This window comes from Flammeovirga sp. EKP202, assembly GCF_014534745.1.
Classification (GTDB): domain Bacteria; phylum Bacteroidota; class Bacteroidia; order Cytophagales; family Flammeovirgaceae; genus Flammeovirga.
This window is the reverse complement of sequence record NZ_JACVVP010000005.1, coordinates 209,291-230,450: the sequence shown is the minus strand read 5'-3', so window position 1 is coordinate 230,450 and position 21,160 is coordinate 209,291. Positions and strand designations below refer to the sequence as shown.

Sequence of the window (21,160 nt, the reverse complement as noted above, 5' to 3'; positions counted from 1 at the left end):
CTTTTGACTTCTAAGCCTAGATTTTTTGCTTCGTTTTTCATCAATGGAAAAATGAAGAAGAAGGAAGTTTGAAAGTTAATCCTATATATGTGGGCAGAAAGGCTGATTGAAAGTTGAAGGAAGTTTAGTTTATAATGTACTAATTCTTTTTATTCATCTCCTCTCCCACGAAAAAGAAATTACTGAAATATAAACTATACTAAATCTTATTTTCAAATTATGGTCATGTAGTGTGAATTGTTAAATTGACAAGCAATTGATTAAATGAATAAATGAAAATGAAAAAATTAACCCTATTATTACTTTTCGTCGTTCAATTCGCTTGGGCTCAGGAAAGCACTTTCAAAAACCCGATTCTACAGGGAGGATACCCTGATCCATCCATCACCACTGACGGCGAGTATTTTTATATCGTCAATTCTTCTTTTGAATATTTTCCGGGATTACCTCTTCATCGATCCAAAGATTTGGTAAACTGGGAATTCGTAGGCTATGGTCTTCACCGAGAGGATCAATGTAATGGTGAAATGAACCTTGTGGATGTACAACAAAATGGCGGTATACATGCTCCAACAATCCGTTATCATAATGGTCAGTTTTATATCATCACTACCAATGTATATAACCCTATTGATGGATCACCTACAAAAACCATCAATTTCATAATTACAGCTGAAAATATCACAGGACCTTGGTCAGAACCTCATATTATTGAAGGGGCCCCAGGTATTGATCCTGATATCTTTTTTGATGATAATGGTGATGTTTGGTTTGTTGGTACACATTCACCCGAAAACCCCAATTATGAAGGGGAAGGCGAAATATGGACACAACAGTTGGATCTTGATAACTGGAAACTAAAGGGTAAAAGGCATTACTTATACAGAGGTGCATGTGGTGGTGTTTGGGTAGAAGGACCACACGTTTACAAGTATGATGGAAAATACTATCTGATGGTTGCTGAAGGGGGTACAAGTTACAACCACGCCATGATGATTGCAGTGAGTGAAAACATGACAGGACCTTATGAATCAAATGAAAGAAACCCTATTCTCACTACAAGAAACTTATCTTATGATAACTGGGTCAACTCTACAGGTCATGCGGATATTGTACAACTCAAAGATGGAAGATGGTACATGGTGGCATTAGGTATTCGTGGGGATGTCAAAAGGGCTTCTAATATGGGACGTGAGACTTTTCTAATTCCGGTTCAATGGGAAAGGGTTCCTTTCTGGTGGGAAGAAATCAAATACGACTGGCCGGTAGTTGCTCCTAAAACAGGTCGCGTCATGAAAAACGAGGAACTTCCTTTTGCTGATCATCCTCAAATGAGAAATGATGCCTTTATGGATAATTTTGACAACGATCAATTGGATGTTGAGTGGAACTTTAGAAGAGTTCCAATGGAAAACACTTACAGTTTAACCGCTAGAGAAGGATACTTGAGACTCCACTTAAAGCCTGAAGTAATCAAAAAAAGAGGTAGAGCATGTTTAATGGGGGTTCGTCAGAAAGAAACTGATTTTGAATATGCTGCAAAAATGAAATTTGCTGGTAAAAAAGAAGGAACAGAAGCTGGTATCAGTATCTTTCAAAAAGATGACAATTTTATCAATTTTACAGTAAAAAAGAAAGATGGAAAACATGTCCTACAACTGGTTTTAGCAGAACAAAAAGTAGATGAGCTTCAGGTAGTACAAGAGAAAACTATCACTGACTATAATGGAGAAATCACCTTCCGTTTACTTTCTAAGGAAAATAAATACTCCTTCTCTTACTCATTGGACAATGGGAAAACTTTTATACCTTTTGAAACGACTAAATCAGATTATCTCTTGAGTTTTGGTTGGAACAGCGGTTACACGGGTGCCTATTGTGGGATCTATGCCACAAGCAATGGAAAAACAACAAAGGAGTACGCAGATTTTGATTGGGTAAGTTATAAAGGATTTGAATAAATGATCTTGTATATTGGGCGTTGCAATCAAGCAACGTCCATTTAACAGACAATAATAATGACAAAGCAACTACTTACATTTTTTTTATTAATGGTGACTATTAGTAATGGATTCTCACAACAAATCTTACCGCTATGGGAAGATAAAGACATTCCAAATTATCAGCAAGCTGATGAAAAAGAAGAAGATGTTGGGAAGGATATTATCTTTATGACAAAAATTCAAAAACCTACTTTAGAAGTCTTTTTACCTTCTAAAAAAAATGCCAATGGCAAAGGAGTTTTGATACTTCCAGGAGGCGGCTATTTTGGAGCCTCAATGGATTGGGAAGGTACAGATTATGCAAAATGGCTTAATAGTAAAGGCGTCGCTGCATTTGTCTTAAAGTATAGAATGCCTCAATCAGCGTCAGTGATTACATCTCACCTTGCCCCTATTCAAGATGCTCAACGTGCCATGAGGCTGATCCGTAACAATGCGGAGGAATACCATTTGGATAAAAATAAAGTTGGGGTAATTGGTTCTTCTGCTGGAGGACATTTAGCCTCAACATTGGGCACACACACCAAGTCCTATTACCCTGCCAAAGATGAAATTGATCAAGAACAATTTGAACCCAATTTTATGTTGTTGATCTACCCGGTAATATCGATGGACAAGGAAGTGGGACATATGGGTTCAAGAAATAATTTACTGGGCAAATCACCCTCACAAGAATTAGTGATGCAGTTCTCAAATGACTTACTAGTTTCGGAGAAAACGCCTACCACTTTTCTTCTACACTCTGCAGATGACGGGGCTGTACCTGTAGAAAATTCTATTCTCTTTTATCAGGCATTAGTCAAAAATAAAATCCAAGTCGAGATGCACTTGTATCCCACCGGCGGTCATGGCTACGGTATGGGCATCGCTTCTGATCAAGCTCCAAATTGGACGGAATTGGCGGATAAGTGGTTGGAAAATCTGTAATAGATGTCTTTGATAGAATAAAGCTACTTTAATACATAGAAATTAAAATAGAATAGCTTAAAAAAAAGAATAGTCAACCCAAATGGGTTGACTATTTTTCAGATTAGATTTTAGGTTACAATTTTATTTTTTGATCACTTTAAAAGTGGAAATAGTATCGGCATTTTGAATCTGAATTACGTATAAACCAGATTGGACCGCTTCAAAATCCACTTCAAAATCACCACTTGCAGTACCCTGAAGAATACGTTTTCCTTGAAGGTCTAAAACTTGGTAATGAATTGATTGGAGTGGTGTATCAAACTTCACATTTAATTGTTGATCAATCAAAGTTGGATAAAGTGTAATACCTTTTAAAAGTGTACCATCTAATGAAGTGATGTTACTGATGTATTCATCAACTGGTAAGTTCACTTCTATCGCCAAACTTTCACCTTCATCATTATTGGCTAAAATGACAATATCAAGGTCTTCGAGATCTACATTACTTCTTTGGCCTGATGGAATTTTTGAAGGATCAATTGTGAAAGTTAATGTTTCTGGATCGAAAATAATCCATTCTGGAAGTGGGCTACCGTCAGCAAGCATCGCTACAATAGTGATGTCTTCTCCTAATGCTTCAATAACTTCATCTATTTCAATCACCACTTCCACTGTACCTTCTTCTGTTTCCGTAGCTACTACTTTGTCTTCTTCTACGGCAGTGGTCTCCTCAAATTGGTAAACAACACTGATCAAAGTTGTGTCTGCAGTTAACTCAAATGAACGGTTATTACTTGCATCTTGACCCAAAAACACTTCCTCTACACCATTAATAAATAGTTTATAGTAAATAGTCCCTGCAGGTAATGAAATACTTGTGGTATAAGCACTTCCTCCATTGGCAATTGGAGTTAACGTAATTTCATCACTCCAATTATCAAAGCTACCTTTCATCGTTAAACTATCCGTTGCAACATTAAACCCACCTGTATTAATGACCTGTTGCATATTTACATTCCAAACTGCAAGAATTCTTTCTTCAGGCACTTCATCATTATACCAAACTGATGTTGTTTGCTGACCTGTTTCTACCAAGAATGTTCTGTCTTGATCTTCTTCAAAAACAGTCCAACCTCCTTCTCCATTTGGATATTGATACATAAACTTATAAGTATAAGTTTCGCCAGTAGCCAATTTGTTGAATGGCAAACCATACAATCCGTCTTCATTTAAGATCAATGGATAAGTAGAGAAACCTCCTCCTTCATAGAATTTGATTCTCACTTCAACTCCTTCAGTTGTTGGATCAAAATTTTCTAACGTTACTTGTTGATCCATATTGACCTTCAGAAGAACTTCAGGGTTTTCAATATTTTCATCATTGAAATAATAAAGGAAAATATTTTCTATTCCCAGTTCAGGAGTAATGGCTCTATCCAATTCTCCATTACCAGGGAACTCATGCAATAAGTCGTTCCAACTTCCATTAATTCTAAACTTGAAGTTGTATTCTTGAATGCTGTCTACTTCAAATGAAATTGTATAAATCTTATTATCCTCTGTAGATAAATTATAATCTCCATTGTCATTTGACCAACCATTGAATGTACCAGCCACATCTACGGAGTCTTGAGCAGGATCAAAGAAGCCTTGAGCAATTTTTGCTGACATATCTACTTGAAGAGTGATAGTAGTGACTAACTCCACATTATTAAACCATCTTTCAATAGATCTATTGTCTTCTCCAACTGTAAAACTTGACAATTGATTTTCCACAATTTCATTGACTGTTACAGTACTGTCTTCTTCTAGCGTTTCATAATACACTGCTTGGTACACGAAATTAAAGCCATCGTCCAATAATTTTGAGGAGAAAGTATAAAGATCATTTTCTGCAGTAGTATGTGTTTTATAACGCTTCATCAAAGTAGAATCGCTTTTCAAGACATCTACATAAAGTACTTCTGAAGTGAAATTCCCGTCGTTGATTTCCTTTGCCATATTAATGGCGATTGTTGTCGTTGGGTGATCACCAGCTTCATTGTCGTACCAGAAATTGATGATTTCTTGGTTTTGATGAATTGGATATTTTCTATTTGGATTGTTGGCCAATTCATGTTGACCTTCTTCCCAAGATTGATTGATTCTTACTTTACATTCTAATGTATCTAACTCATACAATACAGTAGTGTAAATACCATCTTGATCAGCATCCTTTAAGATCTCAATTCCTTCAGTACCCCAATTATTGAAGTTACCGGCCAAATCAAGTGTATCCGTCATTGGGTTGAAAAGTTGTTGTTCAATAGCCCAATTCATATTGACATTGACCGTTACTGTAGCAATTGGTTTATCATTAAAAGCATGTTCTCTTCTATTGCTATCTGCTTTTACAGTATATGTTCGGAAGATGTTTTCAACGGTAGCGATTGAATCCTCCATCGACTGGAATGAGAAATTATAATCGTACTTTTCTCCTGTATCCATTTGATTTGAATGGAAAGTATAAACACTTAAAGAATCAAGGCCTTTTACTTCATATCGATTGTAAACATCCAAACCTTTATAAAGGTTCAACCAAACCGTACCTGATGAAGGATCAAAATGCTGATGGTAGATTTCTTTTTCAAGGTTAACTACAAATGTAGTCGTTGGATAATCGCCATTCTCGTCATCATACCAAAACTCAATGGTGTTCATCAACTCATTGACAAAATACTTTCTGTTCGGTCGATGTCTTAATTCATGCTTACCTAACTCCCAAGATTGATTGATTCTTGTTTTTAATTCAATAGAATCTCCTACCTCTAGGAAATGAAGTTTTACGGTATAAATTCCGTCTTGATTGTCATCCCATAAATATGTGGTATAACCGTCATTCCCCCAGTTATTGAAAGTACCCGCAACATCTAAGGTATCCATTGCAGGATCAAATATTCCTTTATTGATTGCTAGATTCATATTCACTTTCAATTCAACAGTAGCACTATGAGCATCATTAAAGACATGCATTACACGATTGCTATCTGATTTTACAGTGTACTTTCTAATGCTATTTTCAACGATCTCCATTGAATCCGCATCTGATTTGAAAGAGAAGTTATAATCATAAATTCCTCCATCATTCATGAGATTGGATTGGAAATAGAAGACACTTTGTGTATCTAAAGCAACGAGTTCGTATTTGGTGAAGAACTCCATATCTTTATATAAATTCAACCATACTCTACCAGATGCAGGATCGAATTCTTTCAAATAAATCTGTTTCTTTAAATCAATTGCAAAATTAGAAGTTGGATAATCACCATTTTCATCATCAAACCAATATTCAATTGTGTTATTGAAGTCAGGAACACCATGTTTTCTATTCATATAACGATAAAGGTATTCATGTCTTCCAAGATCCCATGATTGGTTGATTCTTGTTTTAAACTCAACGGTATCTTGTCCGTCGAACATCTTGATATCTACTGTATAAATACCATCTTGGTCACCATCCCATAAAAGTGTTGGAGTAGTGCCCCAGTCGTTAAATGAACCTGCCACATCTAGAGTATCTACTGCAGGATCAAATAATCCCTTTTCAATCGCTAGATTCATGTTCACTTTTAAGGTCAGGTGTTTTTCATTCTTCAATTGAGTAGGGAAAAATGGTGCTTTTGCATCTACTGTTTTTAAACCACCATCCTTTGTTTTTACCAAAAACTGAATACCTTTTTCCTCAATATCTCCTACCATTAGGTTTAAATGAACCGTTGGTATGAAAGTGAAAGAATACATACTTCCACCGATATGCGTTAACTTATTTCTTTCCGCCGAATCATGCCATTGTCCATTCAAACTATCTCCTCCTACAAGTCCTAAATCCGGCAGCCAGAAATACAGATAAGCATTATCCTGATTTTCACCATCAAAATAAGTGTCTGATAAATCTAAAAGTAAATTAATTTCTTCATCTGCTAACCAAATTGAACTATCCGGTTTACTGTTGTCAGTGCTATAAATCATGAAAGGAGCAATGATCTTTTCCTCTACTAATTCAAAACCTAAAGAATCGGTGATAGAATTGTAATGAATTTTGAAATCACCAGAAACACCAAAATTATTGGAAGTGCTTAATAAGTTTTCATCGTCCCAATACAGATAAAAATTATCTCCATTATTTAATCGAGTAGTAGCTTCGTATACCCTTGGTGAAACTTCTTCCATTGTAACAGCATAGTTCATATCCCAGTTTTCGAACTGTGATAGAAGGAAGAACTCGCTCTCAGAAAGTGACCACTGGAAAGGGATATCTTTCCCATCAATATGCTTAAAATGAATTAATATTTCATCTCCAGAATTTAAACTGAAAGATCTTCTTGTAGATAGTAAAACAAGGCTATCGCAATTTGTATTATAAATTTCAACTTCAACGTCATCACGATCTGGTCCCATATATAGATTAATATCTTCAGTAGCAGTGTATTTGTACCAATACGGTGTTCCATCAGATGTATAATCACCAAGCATAACAACCTCTGCATTCTCACACGTTGTATTTGGAGTAGGCATGTTTGACCAATTCGAGATACTGATTTGTAATGTATCTGATGCCATTAAAGTAGATGGATCGTACTGTCTAATCACATCTTGTCCTACTTCTGTTTCTCTAAAACGATCATTTCCTTTTAAGGTAAAGTAATAATCTAAAGCCCCTTTGAACTGTTCTAAGTTGAAATAATAAACGCCTTCTATATCATCATACATCAGCTTTTTTTGATCTGTATAATCGTAAGCTTCTGAACTTAAGTGAATATAAATATCATTTAATTCTGTATCAGCAGGCGTATTATTAATTACTAATCTTCTTACAGCTCCTTTCTGAACAATGGGCATTGACAGAAGTAATAAATCAGGAAGACTATTATTTACCGCTGTTACCGTGTATACACTATCAATATTTTCAGTTACTTTGACTTTTATTTTACGACCATTTTCTCCATTAATAGGCATTCCGTTAAGGTACCATTGGAATGATGAATAATTGGAAGAATCAAAATAAGATATATACATCTCCGTAGAATCTCCGTCCACTAAATATTCACCACAACAGTAATTACTGAACTGGTTTGAATATTCAAATTCGGTAAGGTTAGGTAATGTATTTTGAAGATACAAAATTTGGTTATCAGTAAGTCTATTATAACTAACAGTGTCACCTCCTATTTGGTTACCTAAATACAAATATTCTAGACTACTCATATAACTTAACACCTGATCGGCTCCATCATTCAACATATTGTTACCTAGCCATAATTTTGTCAACGAAGACATCCTATTCAAGCTATCCGGTAAGAAACTTAAAGTGTTTTGTTGAAGTGAAAATTCTACTAAAAGTGGCATTTCCATCTCTGGATCATTCATACCTGAGATATAATTACCGCTCAGATTGATTGAAGTAGCAAATTGTAGTTTTGAAAGTGATGCGGGAATCGTTCCCCAAAGACCATTGAAACTGAGATCAAGTGCAACCACTTTTCCATCTGTAACCGTTACACCGTTCCATTGGGAGACATCAGCTTCTGTCATCCAATTGAGGTTGTGTGTCCAATACATCCCTCCCAATTCATTGTATAGGTCTGTAAGTGCCGAAAATTCAGCAATTGAAACACCATTTTTACTTTGTTGTAGACTTTCAAATTCATAAGTAAGAGTAGAGAGATCCACAACAATATTATACGGTCCGGCGACAGTTACTGGAATATTATTTCCAGATTCAATAAGTGCTCCTGCGGGAAAGGTGTCTCCTCCCCAATTAAAATTCCAACTGCTATCTGCTCTGAATTTCACTTCACCTGCCATTAATTCGGCATTGTTGAGGTACCAACGGTCGGTATTAGTGGAATCTTGCATCATTGGAGTGCCATTTTCCCAGTTACCGCTCGGTGAACCCGAACCAATGATTTCAATCATATTGTATTGGGCATAGGTAAAAATTGGCAATGAAAAAAAGGCAATAAGGAAAAGGCTCCTTAATGTAAAATAGGATTGTCTAATCATAATCATAGATACGTTTAATAAGGCATAATTCTATTAACCTAGTTTGAGTAATAAATCAATTTATTTCCAATAATTTGTTTCATTCGGTAATATGCACAATAACTAACCAAAAGAGTAAAGTGGCTTGGTCGTAGCTAATCTAATAATAATATCTGTTTATTATACAATTTTTAACATTTGAGATGAAAAATGGATTGGATTGAGGGATAATTGATTCAATTTTTCAATTAAAACAAAAAAGCCAACCCCATCTCTAGGGTTGACTCACTTTCAATTATATAAGTACTAGTACTTACCTCATTACAGGTTTCTTACTCCTCTTTCTTCTAAATACTTAATCAATTCTTCCGGTCGATCAGTCATCAATGCGTTGGTTCCGTTATCGATCAACCAACCCCAAGCGGCATCGGGTCCATCAATCAAAACTCTCTCATCATTGTGTCCTGCCACAAGATCATCCCACAATGCACACGTTTGAACTGTGATTCCTTGTTGGTTCATTCTTTTGATTTCCTCTGTGATAAAGCATTCTTCTTCATCAAAAATCATTTCATAACCGATCGGTGAAATTTCTCTATTATAATTAGCAATAAAAGCTGTTTTGCCTTTTGTTCTAGGCCATACTTTAGGGAAATAGATGATGCTGTCCATCAATGAGCCATACTTCTCACGCATAAATTCAATAGAATCATCACCTTTAAAGATCCCTTGGTTCACCGTCCCTGTTTTCTTTAAAATATCAAAAGCTTCTTGTACGGTTTCTCCTTCCGTTTTATCCAAGTTGACCATGATTTTCCCTTTACAAAGCTCCATCACTTCTTCCAAAGTAGGTACCTGCTGACGGGAATAACGGATGCCACAATTACTTTTCAATCGTAAAGCCTTGACCTCTGCCAATGTCATGTCAGAAACCTTCCCTTTTCCGGTCGTTGTTCTATCTACAGTGTAATCATGCATTGCTACCAAATGACCATCTTTTGTCAAACGAAAATCAAGTTCAACGATATCAATTCCTAAATCAATGCAACGTTGAATACTCAATAAGCTGTTTTCCGGTGCGTATCGCCAATCTCCACGGTGAGCAACGGCTAATACATAATCTTTTGTAGGATTTTTGATCTTATCTAAGATCTTTTCTGCTCTGTTTTTTGAGGCAATTGGCGACGCTACTTTTGCTTCTTGAAGTGGTGCCTGACTTTGCTTTACATTGCATGATCCTAAAGCTAAAGTCAATGCAAAAGTGATATATAATTTATAGTTCTTCATTTTGTTTTTCATTTTTGATATAATGGATTAATGCTTCTGGACGGTCTGTTTGAATCATAGTCGCTCCTTGCTCCAAAATCCATCCCCACGTTTCATCTTTCCCTTCTACCATGGCTCTTTCATCGGAATGTCCTCCACTTAGGAAATCCCAAAGTGAATTGATCCATACTTTTCCTTCACCTTGTTTTACTGCATCAAAAATGGCTTGTGTTTTTGCATCGTATTCAGGAAAGCAAACCTCAAAAGCAACGGGTTTGATTTTCTCTTGATACTCTTTGATGTCTTCTAAAACATTTGGGTTGGAAGGGCGAACGATGGGCATAAACCATACTTTTTCTAATTCATCACCCATTTGTGCTTTCACTTCTGCGTAAGGTTTCGAGGATTTGAAGATACAGTGATCTCTCATCTCCATTTTATCGACCAAGGCTAAAACGTCTTCTAACCATCTATCGGCTTTGTCCAAATTCAATAGGATTTTTCCTTTCGAAATTTTCAAAGCAGCTTCTAATGTTGGAATCGTATAAACAGGCTGAGGTACACCTAATCCGTCTTTTAGGTAAAAGCCTTGAAGCTCCGCTAATGTATAGTTTTCTACTTTGCCCTTTCCGTTTGTGGTACGGTCGATGGTTCTATCGTGCATCAATACAAAATGTCCATCTTTGGATCTTTGAATGTCAATTTCTGCTACAGCCACACCCATTTTAATGCAATTTTCAATGGCCTGCAAAGAGTTTTCCGGAGCATTTCTCCAATCGCCTCTATGGGCAATCACCATCACTTCTTTTGCTTGATGGTCTTGAAGGATATTGATCCAGTCTTGAGCTGATTTTTGTTGTGCTTGGGCTGATATTGACCATAATAATACAGCTCCAATTTTGATAAAAAGGGAAATAATTGGTTTCATTTTTTTTTTGGAGGTGCGGTACCGCCCTAATTTAACGGTACCGCTTGATCTAATCTAAAATTCTTGTTTGTTTCTTAGAAGTCGGAGACTTCTGATGATCTTTAAAGCACAAGTGACGCTGTCGCTTAACACTTGCGCTAGGGACTCCAATGGCGCGAATGTTTAGCGATAGCGACATTCGTGCCTAAAGGATATTCAGAAATCTCCTGATTTCTAAAAACATATTTTGTGGTTAAGTCACCACGAGATATTAATACCCCGGATTCTGCTTAATCGCTGGGTCTGTATCAATCTGTGATTGAGGGATTGGCATCAACAATCTGAATTCGGGAACGGTGATGTTTTGTCCTCTTTCTTCAAAGTGAGCATTCATTACTTCAATCGCTTTACCCGTTCTTAATAAATCAAACCAACGATGTCCTTCTCCCACTAACTCCAATCTTCTTTCTTCTGCAATTACACCTTCCAAATCAGTCGTTGAAGTAACTTCTGAAACGTTCGATCTTCTTCTGATACTGTTCAATCTTTCTAATGCTAAAGAAGTATTGCCTAACGCATTTTCAATTTCAGCGGACATCAATACTACGTCTGCATAACGAAGGATGACATAATCACTACCACAATCATTTTGGTCCGTAACGGGTGCTTCCATTTTTCCAGATACGTAATAAATCGTCTCTACAGGCAATACAAATTGATCCTTACGAGCATCGTTATCATCATATAAATTATACAATTGCTGCGTCGGGATATTATGTCCTTTTCCACCTGCGAAATGTCCTGATGGAGAACACATTCTATAATATTGAGATCCCATTGCATTACCGTTGATTCCAGAGGCAAACTTTGCTGCAAAAATCACTTCAGCATTTCCTTTATTGGCAATCGTAAATACTTCTTCACCCTTTTCCAACAGTTGGTATTGGTTAGAATTGATGACTTCATCGATGTACTTCTTTGCATTTACTTTATCGTCTAATGTCAAATATACTTTGGCCAATAAAGTCTGAGCGGCACCTTTCTCTACTCTTCCATCCATATCTCCTTTTACTGGCAATTCTTCAATTGCTTCTTCTAAATCGATGATGATTTGCTCATAAACCAAGTTCAAATCTGTTCTACCCTGCCCGAAATGATCATTTACGTCTGTTGTTTCAGTAATCACCAAAGGAACATCACCAAAAAGACGAACCATGTTGAAGTACATCAAACCTCTGATAAACTTCATCTCTCCCATTCGGTTGATTTTCACTTCTTCATTTTTGAAAACGATATCAGTAATACGATTTAAAACGGTATTACACCTCTGAATCGTACGGTAAGATTCTCTCCAATTAGAAGAAATAACGCTATTGGTAGGGATTGTAGTAAACTCATCCAATTCACCATAATTACCACCGTCATTGGCAGGCACTTCATCAAAAGTATTGTCTGAGGGAATTTCACCTAAAACGGGCATATTGGTACCGTAAAGGCCATTTCCTCTCAACATACTGTAAGCTCCTGTTACCGCCTCTTCAATCTCTACTTCCGTTTTGTAAAACTTGTCGCCGTCCTTTTCAGTGATTGGATTTTGATCTAAACTAAAGTCACATGACGTTAGCAAAACAGTAAGGAAAAGTATATATAAACTATTTCTAGTCTTCATGATTTTGTTTGATTTAGAATTTAAGATTAGCACCTAACAAGTAAGATCTTACAATGGGGTGTGGGTTATTTGTGATCCAACCTTGCTCCAAGTTATTGGTGTTTGAACCGTCCATATTGATACCTTTATAACTTGTAATGGTCAATGGATTGTTGGCTGTAGCATAGACTCTCAGACCAGCAATATTTAATTTTTGAAGCACTGACTTTGGTAAATTATAACCTAAAGTCACATTTCTTAAACGTAAGTAATCACCGCTTACAACATCAATGCTACTACCTCTTGTGTTCTTTCTCGCTGCAGAGAAGTTACCCATATTGGGTTGTGCATAATGTCCGTTTGGATTGTGCTCTGGATGATAGTAATTATCATAATAGTCTTTCGTTGGTACCGCAAAACCTTCACCTGTATTTGACTGCATCATGTCTCTATCAAAGATCTTGCGCCCTTGAATACCATTAAAAGTGAAAGAGAAATCAAAACCTTTGTAAGTTAAATTCGCTCCAAAACCGTAGTGAAATTTAGGCTCATAAGTTCCCAATGAAACCATGTCGTTTTCATCAATAACACCATCACCATTCACATCTCTGACAATGTAATCTCCAACAAGTGTCCCTTGTAAGTGCGCTGAATTATCAATCTCACCTTGATCTTTGTACACTCCAATAATATCATAACCGATCATTTCAGCCATTGGACCACCTACTCTCGTTCTGAATGAGCCATTGTAACCAGTAATGATTTGCTCTTGACCTGGTGCTAATGATAAAATCTCATTATTGTTAGTCGTGATATTGGCATTAAAACCAATTGTTACACCACCTATATGGAAATCGTATCCTTGTAATTCCAATTCAAAACCATTGTTTCTCAAAGAGCCAATGTTCTGTAATGAAGTAGAATAACCCGACTGTTCTGGTACTGGAACTTCTAGTAATAAATCAGTTGTGATAGAATTATAATAGTTGGCTGACAAGTTGATTTTCTTTAGCAACTGCATATCAAAACCAATGTTGTAAGAATCGTTGGTCTCCCATGATAAGTTGGGGTTAGGTGCAGTAGTTGCAGAGTAACCGGGGTGTAATCCACCTCCAAAAATATAATCTGTTTGTGTCACTAAGGCTTTCGATCCATAAGCACCGATTTGGTTGTTACCTGTTTGTCCCCAGTTAGCACGAAGCTTTACAAAAGTCACTACATCTTGCTCTGGGAAGAAATCTTCTTTGGATAAAATCCATCCACCTGACACCGATGGGAAGTAACCCCATTTTGAGTTATCACCAAATCTAGACGAACCATCCGCTCTTGCTGCTAATGCCATTTGGTATTTTCCTTTGTACGAATACTGCAAACGACCTAATAAAGACTGTTGTGTCCATGTATAACGGTAAGCGTCTACATTAAAAGAAGAAGCACCACCAATGTTATCTACATTATCATCGACCATTCCTGTACCAATCACTCTTGTTCTTGTACCATCTTCTCTTTGCATGGTCATCCCGGCCAATGCACTAATATTATGGTCTCCAATCACTTTATTGTAAGTTAGGATATGCTCAAAAAGGTAGTTGAAATACTTGTCATTGATCTCTCTTGCTTCCGCAGGTTTGTGAGGGAAAGGCTGTCTATACCCTCCAATACTGTTGGGAGAATAAAAGTCAGTAAACTCTCCATTGTAATCCATACCTGCTGAAAGTTTGTATTTCAATCCATCCAACAATTCAACACTTGCGAAAGCATTACCAAACGTTCTAAAACGTGTCATTACGTCTTTTGTATAGGTCAAAAGTGCTAATGGATTCTCTTGTAATGCACCGTCTTCAGGGGCATTAGCCTCATGTTGGTCACCAATATTAATAGTACCATCAGGGTTGTAAGGATCAAAGAAAGGATAAGCAATCCAAAGATTGGAAGTTGCGATACTCGACCCTTGCTCAATCACTGAATAAGCCGTGTTCATGCTGATACCTGCCTCTACTCTATCACTTAATTTCGTTCTCAAATTAAGGTTGGCTGTAAACCTTTCCATACCTGTTGTTGGAACAATACCTTCTTGTTCCATGTAGGCTACATTGGTATAGAAACTTGTCTTTTCGTTACCACCATTCAATGATACACTGTAGTTGCTGATGGGTGCATTTTGGAAAAGGTGATCATTCCAATTCGTATTCGTTAATCCTTGCTCTCCTCTCAAATAAGGATCTACATAGTGTAATCGATACTCTCTTTTTGAAGCTCCATTTGCTGCTCTAACATCTGGGCTGTCGTGGATACTTCTATTGGCGGGATCTTTTGAAACATAACCCCAATCACGTGCATGAGTGAAGAATTGTGCGGATTCATAAGCATCAGCATAATCTACTAAACTTGCGGCTTGTTGGATACCTGTAAAGTAATCAAAGCTCACTTTAGTTTTTCCTTGATAACCCTGTTTTGTGGTAATCAAAATCACACCATTAGAGGCTCTTGATCCATAAATCGCAGAAGATGCCGCGTCTTTTAATACGTCAATGGAAGCAATAGAACTTGGAGGAATATCGTTCATTGAAGTTCCTTCAGAAAGTGGCATCCCATCTACCACGATCAATGGGTTAGTTCCTGCTGTCAAAGAAGAAGTACCACGAATTGTAATCTTTGCATCTTGTCCTGGGGCTGCGTTGTTTTCATTGATCAAAACACCAGCCATCTTACCAACCATTTGCTGATCAAGACCACTAGCCGCGTAGTTTTGTAATTCATCCGAACGGACACTAGAAATCGCTCCCGTCACCTCTTCTTTGGATTGAGAACCGTACCCAATCACCACTACTTCTTCTAATTCCTGCGTGTTGTCTTCTAACTGAATCGAGAAGTTGGTTGTCGATCCTACCACTACTTCTTTTGTGATAAAACCCACAAAGGAAACAATAAGAACTGATTCTGATGAAGGTACAAGTAATTCAAACTCTCCGTCTAAATTAGTAATAGAACCGATATTGGTTCCCTTCACTTGTACAGCAGCACCGATAATGGATTCACCGCTCTTGTCCGTCACCTGTCCTTTGATACGTACTTCTTGTTGTACTTCTTTGGCAGTTGGCGTAATGATGATATTATTTCCAATTCTCTTAAGGTCATAACCTTCTGCTTTGAGCTGAGCCGTCATTGCTTCAAAAGTTGCAGCTTCTGAAACGCTGATCCACTTGGCATCATCTACGTTGTTACTGTAAGAAAATTGAACATTAAATTGTTTTTCTGCTTTTGAAAGATAGTCTCTCAATTGCATCTTTTCTACTGAGGTTGTAGTAGAAATACCCTCCTTAAGTCCACTTGCATGGGCAAATGAGGATGTAGTGAGCCCTCCTAAAAGAAAAAATATTCTTAAGGCTCTTGAAAGTTTCGAAGAAAATTGCATAAATTTGCGTAACGAAAATTAGATAAGAGGTATTCGACTGTTGCAGCAGTCTAGTACCTTTTTTTATTGTAAAATTATTAGTTGGTTTTTCTTTTCAATTTTGCATTCTAAAAGGATTTCTAAAAGTGCTAGTACTTCTTCTAATTGATCTCCTTTATTGATTTTAGTCGTTATTTTTCGCTCTAAAAGTTTTTGATTTTTCACTTCAATAGAGATTGGATACAACCTTTCCATTTTATTGATTACTTCTTTCAATGAAGTATAATTAAAGACCACCTGACCACTCAGCCAAGAAGTTCTATTTAATTGGTTTTCTGTAATGACACTTCCCTTCTGAATTTCTTTATCAATCACATAAGTCTGTCCCGGTGACAAGGTAGTGACATCACTGTTTAATGCATTTTTCAGCTTTACCTTTCCAGTTAACAAGGCCACTGAATTCTCTTTATCTTTAGCGTAATTAGAAACATTAAATGAGGTGCCTAATACGGTTACTTCCAAGTCTGAAGCATTGACGATAAAAGGGTGCTCTTTGTCTTTTGTGACATCAAAAAAGGCCTCTCCTATTAAGTTTACTTTTCTAAAATCACCTTTAAATTCAGCAGGGTATTCCAAAGAAGACTTTGAGTTCAGCAAAACTTTCGTACCATCCGCAAGTATTATTTCTTTGCTCTCTCCAAAACCTGTGCTTTGCGACAACATTTCTTCTTGCTGACTGATATAATTATAGCCTCCAATAAAAGTAGCTAACACAACCACTGCTGCCCCTATATACTTACCCCATTGTTGATAGAAAGGAATTACCTTCGTTTCCTTATTAGTATACTCAATAGATTGCATTAAATGATCTGCTGATCTAATGGCCTCATCAGACACTTTTGCAGGAGTATTCCAAAGCTTTTTTGATTGCTCAAACTCTTCTTTAAATAAAGCATCAGAAAGCATTTTCTCAATGAAAAGATCTCTTTCTTCCTCATTTAATTCCTCTGCAAGTGCTTTGCCTATTAGACTATATGTTTCTTTGTTTTCTGTCATATTTTTTGTCATTCATAAGTAAAGACAAAGTCGAATATTGGGTACCCCCATAGATTTTTTTGAATTAATGTTTTGATAAATTATGTAACACAAGGTTCACAATATTTACAGTCGTTAATACAAAATTTAAAATTGCTATAACGCTGAGCAGGGTATGAAATTGTAGTTTTGTATTGCTATGGGAGACGAAAACAATAATACTTGGCGACTAATTCAAAATGGGGATGTTCATCAATTCAAAGCTTTATATTTAGAGCTTTATGACAACCTATTACTCTATACTCATCACTTAGGTGTCACTCATTCTGATGGTGAGGATATCATCAGTCAGGTATTTTTTAAACTGTGGGAAAACAAAGAAAAAATTGAAATCGAAGGATCATTAAAAGGTTATTGCTTCCGTAGTGTCAAAAACGCTGTTCTTAATTTTAAAAACTCCGCAAAACAACGTTATGAGGGTGAAGGTTCTGATTATTTTGAGTTTGAACAGAACCAACCATTTGAAGAGAATACCGAACTGGATTTGGAAGCAGAAGACCTCTCTTCCTACATTGAAAAACTTACCAATGAGTTACCCCCTGCCTGCCAAAATGCCTTCCGAATGAGTAGGAATGATGGGCTTACTTATAAAGAGATTGCTGAACTTTTAGAGATTTCTCCCAAAACCGTCGAGAAACAAATTGGGCAGGCTTTGGCACATTTGAGGAAGAAGTTGAGGGCGGTGGTAGTTTAAATTATATTTTGTAGGGATGTTGCATTGCAACGTCCACTGTGTCACTTTAAAACATTTTACTGTTCAATACATAAATATAAAAACCTCTTCAGTCGTAGTGACCAAAGAGGTTTTTGCTTATGGTTCGTGGAGATAGCATGAATGCGATCTCTACGGGGGGAATTCTAAACTAAGACGATATCCACAACACCATTCTTAATTCTTCATTCTTAACTCTTAATTAAAACTAGAATTCTTTCGCACCGAATTCAGACTTCACTTTCTTCGACTTGTTCTTCAAGCTGTTGAAATTATACGTAACGTTGATCATCAATTGATCCACTTCATATACGTAGTTTGTTGTCGTGTAGAATTGTTGTCTTTGAGGTTGCCCAGTTGCTTTATCAAAAGCGGTATGATCCCCTCTTGTTGTGATGCGTTGCTCGTTGGTATTCAATAATCCCATGTCCATGTTCAACCATTGGAAATTCACCGCCAAACGGTTATCCAAGAACGTTTTCTTGATTGATAAATTAGGGCTGTAGAATCTTGAATCCTCACCTTGTGCCGTAATCCTTTCAGATAAGTAATTAAAGGCAAAGTTAGTAGATAAAGTTTTCGTGATTTGGAAGTTCGTATTGATGTTGAAGCTGTACTGCCATGCTTTAGTATCTACAGGAATTGAAATAGTCCAATCACGGTCTGTATCATCATAATCAAACTGACCTGTGATATGTTGATGATAAACGTTACCACCCGCATAGAAGTCCCACCAATCGGTTAACTTTAATGAAGTTCCTAGTTCAAAACCAAAGACTTTTGAATTACCTACATTCGTATAAATACGGTTCAATACAGAGTCACTATCAAAAGTGTTTGTTCTGTTGATTAAGTTTTCTGTATTTCTGAAGTAAGCTGTAGCAAAAATAGTATGATCACCAATCTCTTGTACCGCTCCTAGCTCGACCAAATCAATAAATTCTGGTAATAAGTCTGCATCACCTTGCTCCAACGTTTCCGAGTGTTCTTTCTCTTTGAAAGGATTCATTTTGAAAGTAGTCGTTCTCTGTACACGCTTTGAGTAAGCCGTTTTCAATGCAAAACCGTCTGTTACTTGGTATTGTAAATTGGCAGAAGGGAACAATTTGAAGTAATCATAGTTCTTCACCTCTCTTTGGCTCTCAGGCATCAACTCACCATTTTCATAACCTAAGAAATCAACTTGACGATCCATGTATTCTGCTCTTAAACCGGCTCCATAAGTCCATGCTCCTTTCTCACCTGATAATTGACCATAAGCAGAGTGGATTTGTCTTTGGAGGTTTAAGTTGGAAGAATAATTATCTACAATCTCCCAATTTCCCGTTGGCTTACCATCTTGTAACTGCTCTCTTTCATAATAGAAATCACCTGTATGGTCTAATGTTCTGAATTGATATCCTACTTCAAACTGTCCTAATTTTGAAGGTTTAAAGCTGTAGTCAATATTGGCTCTAAAACCATGAAGCGGATTTTCATTCGTATTTCTTTCCTTCAGATAGTAATATTGTTCTTCTACTGGAGTAGTAAACCCATGTCTTTGGTTATCATTGAAAGTAGGCCCACCTAAAAGTGTATATTCATATAAAACCGATGCTGAAAGCTTTGAAGCGTTTGTAAATTTGTGATTAAAATCAAAACTCGAAACAAAGAAATCCGATTGTCTGTTTCTTGAGTTGTGATTGTAATATTTGAATGCTTCCGATTGGTCTTGATCTGCAAAACGGTTATCATTATAATAGATATCTGCCAAACGCGTTTTGTCTCTGATACCACCCATTGCTGCAAAGTTGAAGCTCGTATTTTCTGTAGCTTGATAACCCAATGAAAGATTAGCAGAATAGTTTTCCTCTACATAAGAACGCTCACCATCTGAAGGGAACATAAACTTTGGATCATCATCGATCTGTGTCCAAACATCACCTTCTCTTCTACCCGATTTATCATTTCTTTGGTAAGATGCTCCCAAGGCCCAGTTCAGCTTATTTTTTTGCTGTGCAATCGTGAAGTCGCCACCATAACGCAGTGGATTTTTACCATTATCATAATTTTCAATGGCCGGTAAACCATATCTCACATTCACTTGAGCATAAAGGTTGTCTGATGCACCTTTGGTAGTGATGATATTGATAATACCCGCTTTACCTTCAGAGTCATACTTGGCTGAAGGAGCCGTAATCACCTCTACATTTTTGACTGCATTAGCAGGCAATTGATTCAAGATCGTTGCAGCGTCCGACTGCACTGGCTTGCCATTTAATAAAACTACAAAACCAGAAGATCCTCTCACTGATAAATCACCTTCTGCATTAATACTCACTGAAGGCATATTTTTTAATACATCAGTGGCTGTACCACCTGCTGCCGCTTCAAATTTAGTAGCGTCATACACCTGACGATCTACTTTTGTCACAGCTGTTAACTGTTCTCCTTTTACTTCAATTTCCTGAAGCATTTGGTTGTCTTCTTGAAGGGCGATAGTTCCCAAGTTTACACTACTCCCTTTCAATTCAATTCCGCTCTTAGAAAAAGTTTGGAAACCCATAAATGCAACTGTCAGCTTATAGTTTCCTTTTTTTAGTTTTGATAGATTAAACTCTCCTTTAGCATCGGTTACCACACCTGTAATTAGGCTATTGTCTGCCTCATTGTATAATGCTACGGTAGCATATTCGATAGGTGCTTTGCTGCTCGCTTCCTGCACTTTACCTGTAATGCGGTTCTGTGCAAAAAGCAATGATGAAGAGATAAGAGTCATAGTCACACACATGACCATTGTTCTCACTGCTTGAGTGATTAGTTTCATTATTAGATAGTTTGATAATTGTTAGAAAAATAACTTTTAGTAGTAAACTCTAAATTTCTATTTTAAGTAGTACATCTATTTATCGTTTACTGTCTCAATTTTGCTACGGTCAAAGGTAATTAAGATAAATTATAATAAAGAGGTCTATTTGAAAGAAAAAGGGTTTAAATGATGTCTTTTTTAATGTGTTAATTCAATTCACCCTGAGAAAGCTTTCAGTAGTGACAAAATGTTATCTTTTGAAAAAGTAGACATCGAGAAATCATAAAAAAGGATAGCTTTTGTAAATGAGGAATAAAAAAGAGTGACATTACACCACTTCTATAACTATTTGTATAAATTATATGAAATAATTGAGTAAATTCACTCACGAAGAAGGATTCATTAACGACACACCTA

10 protein-coding genes are annotated in these 21,160 nt (G+C 36.7%); 3 read left to right on the top strand and 7 right to left on the bottom strand.

Translation table 11 applies throughout. The annotated features are described in order from the left end of the window. The first annotated feature begins 278 nt into the window (after window positions 1-278). Both IC221_RS04715 and IC221_RS04710 read left to right on the top strand, forming a co-directional pair. Window positions 279-1,961, top strand: coding sequence for a glycoside hydrolase family 43 protein (locus tag IC221_RS04715; protein ID WP_223241299.1), 1,683 nt, complete (start codon window positions 279-281; stop codon window positions 1,959-1,961). A 57-nt stretch (window positions 1,962-2,018) separates the two neighbouring features. Further along, on the top strand, window positions 2,019-2,930 hold the full coding sequence (locus tag IC221_RS04710) for an alpha/beta hydrolase (RefSeq protein ID WP_188167856.1): 912 nt from the start codon (window positions 2,019-2,021) through the stop codon (window positions 2,928-2,930). Between the two features lie 123 nt (window positions 2,931-3,053). Here the strand turns inward: IC221_RS04710 and IC221_RS04705 are convergent, their stop codons facing one another. The 6 genes from IC221_RS04705 to IC221_RS04680 all read right to left on the bottom strand — a co-directional run bounded on the left by IC221_RS04705 (window position 3,054) and on the right by IC221_RS04680 (window position 17,204). Next, the gene (locus tag IC221_RS04705) at window positions 3,054-8,954 is read right to left on the bottom strand and encodes a T9SS type A sorting domain-containing protein (protein WP_188167855.1); all 5,901 of its coding nucleotides are present in this window, start codon (window positions 8,952-8,954) and stop codon (window positions 3,054-3,056) included. A gap of 300 nt (window positions 8,955-9,254) precedes the next feature. Then, window positions 9,255-10,220 (bottom strand): glycerophosphodiester phosphodiesterase family protein, encoded by a 966-nt coding sequence (locus IC221_RS04700; RefSeq protein WP_188167854.1) that lies wholly within the window; start codon window positions 10,218-10,220, stop codon window positions 9,255-9,257. Then, on the bottom strand, window positions 10,207-11,127 hold the full coding sequence (locus IC221_RS04695) for a glycerophosphodiester phosphodiesterase family protein (RefSeq protein ID WP_188167853.1): 921 nt from the start codon (window positions 11,125-11,127) through the stop codon (window positions 10,207-10,209). The genes IC221_RS04700 and IC221_RS04695 overlap by 14 nt, the downstream gene beginning before the upstream one ends. A 250-nt stretch (window positions 11,128-11,377) precedes the next feature. Then, window positions 11,378-12,775, bottom strand: coding sequence for a RagB/SusD family nutrient uptake outer membrane protein (locus IC221_RS04690; protein WP_188167852.1), 1,398 nt, complete (start codon window positions 12,773-12,775; stop codon window positions 11,378-11,380). A 13-nt stretch (window positions 12,776-12,788) separates the two neighbouring features. Beyond that, window positions 12,789-16,169: a TonB-dependent receptor gene (locus tag IC221_RS04685; RefSeq protein WP_188167851.1), complete on the bottom strand. Its 3,381-nt coding sequence runs from the start codon at window positions 16,167-16,169 to the stop codon at window positions 12,789-12,791. Between the two features lie 63 nt (window positions 16,170-16,232). Then, window positions 16,233-17,204, bottom strand: a complete 972-nt coding sequence (locus IC221_RS04680; RefSeq protein ID WP_188167850.1) for a FecR family protein — start codon at window positions 17,202-17,204, stop codon at window positions 16,233-16,235. 178 nt (window positions 17,205-17,382) lie between these two features. Here IC221_RS04680 and IC221_RS04675 point away from each other — a divergent pair, with 178 nt between their 5' ends. Beyond that, entirely contained in the window at window positions 17,383-17,937 is a 555-nt protein-coding gene (locus IC221_RS04675; protein ID WP_188167849.1) for an RNA polymerase sigma-70 factor, read from the top strand. A gap of 226 nt (window positions 17,938-18,163) precedes the next feature. Here IC221_RS04675 and IC221_RS04670 read toward each other — a convergent pair whose 3' ends face one another. After that, a complete protein-coding gene (locus IC221_RS04670) occupies window positions 18,164-20,761 on the bottom strand; it encodes a TonB-dependent receptor (protein WP_223241298.1) in 2,598 nt (865 codons plus the stop codon). Window positions 20,762-21,160 lie beyond the last annotated feature (399 nt).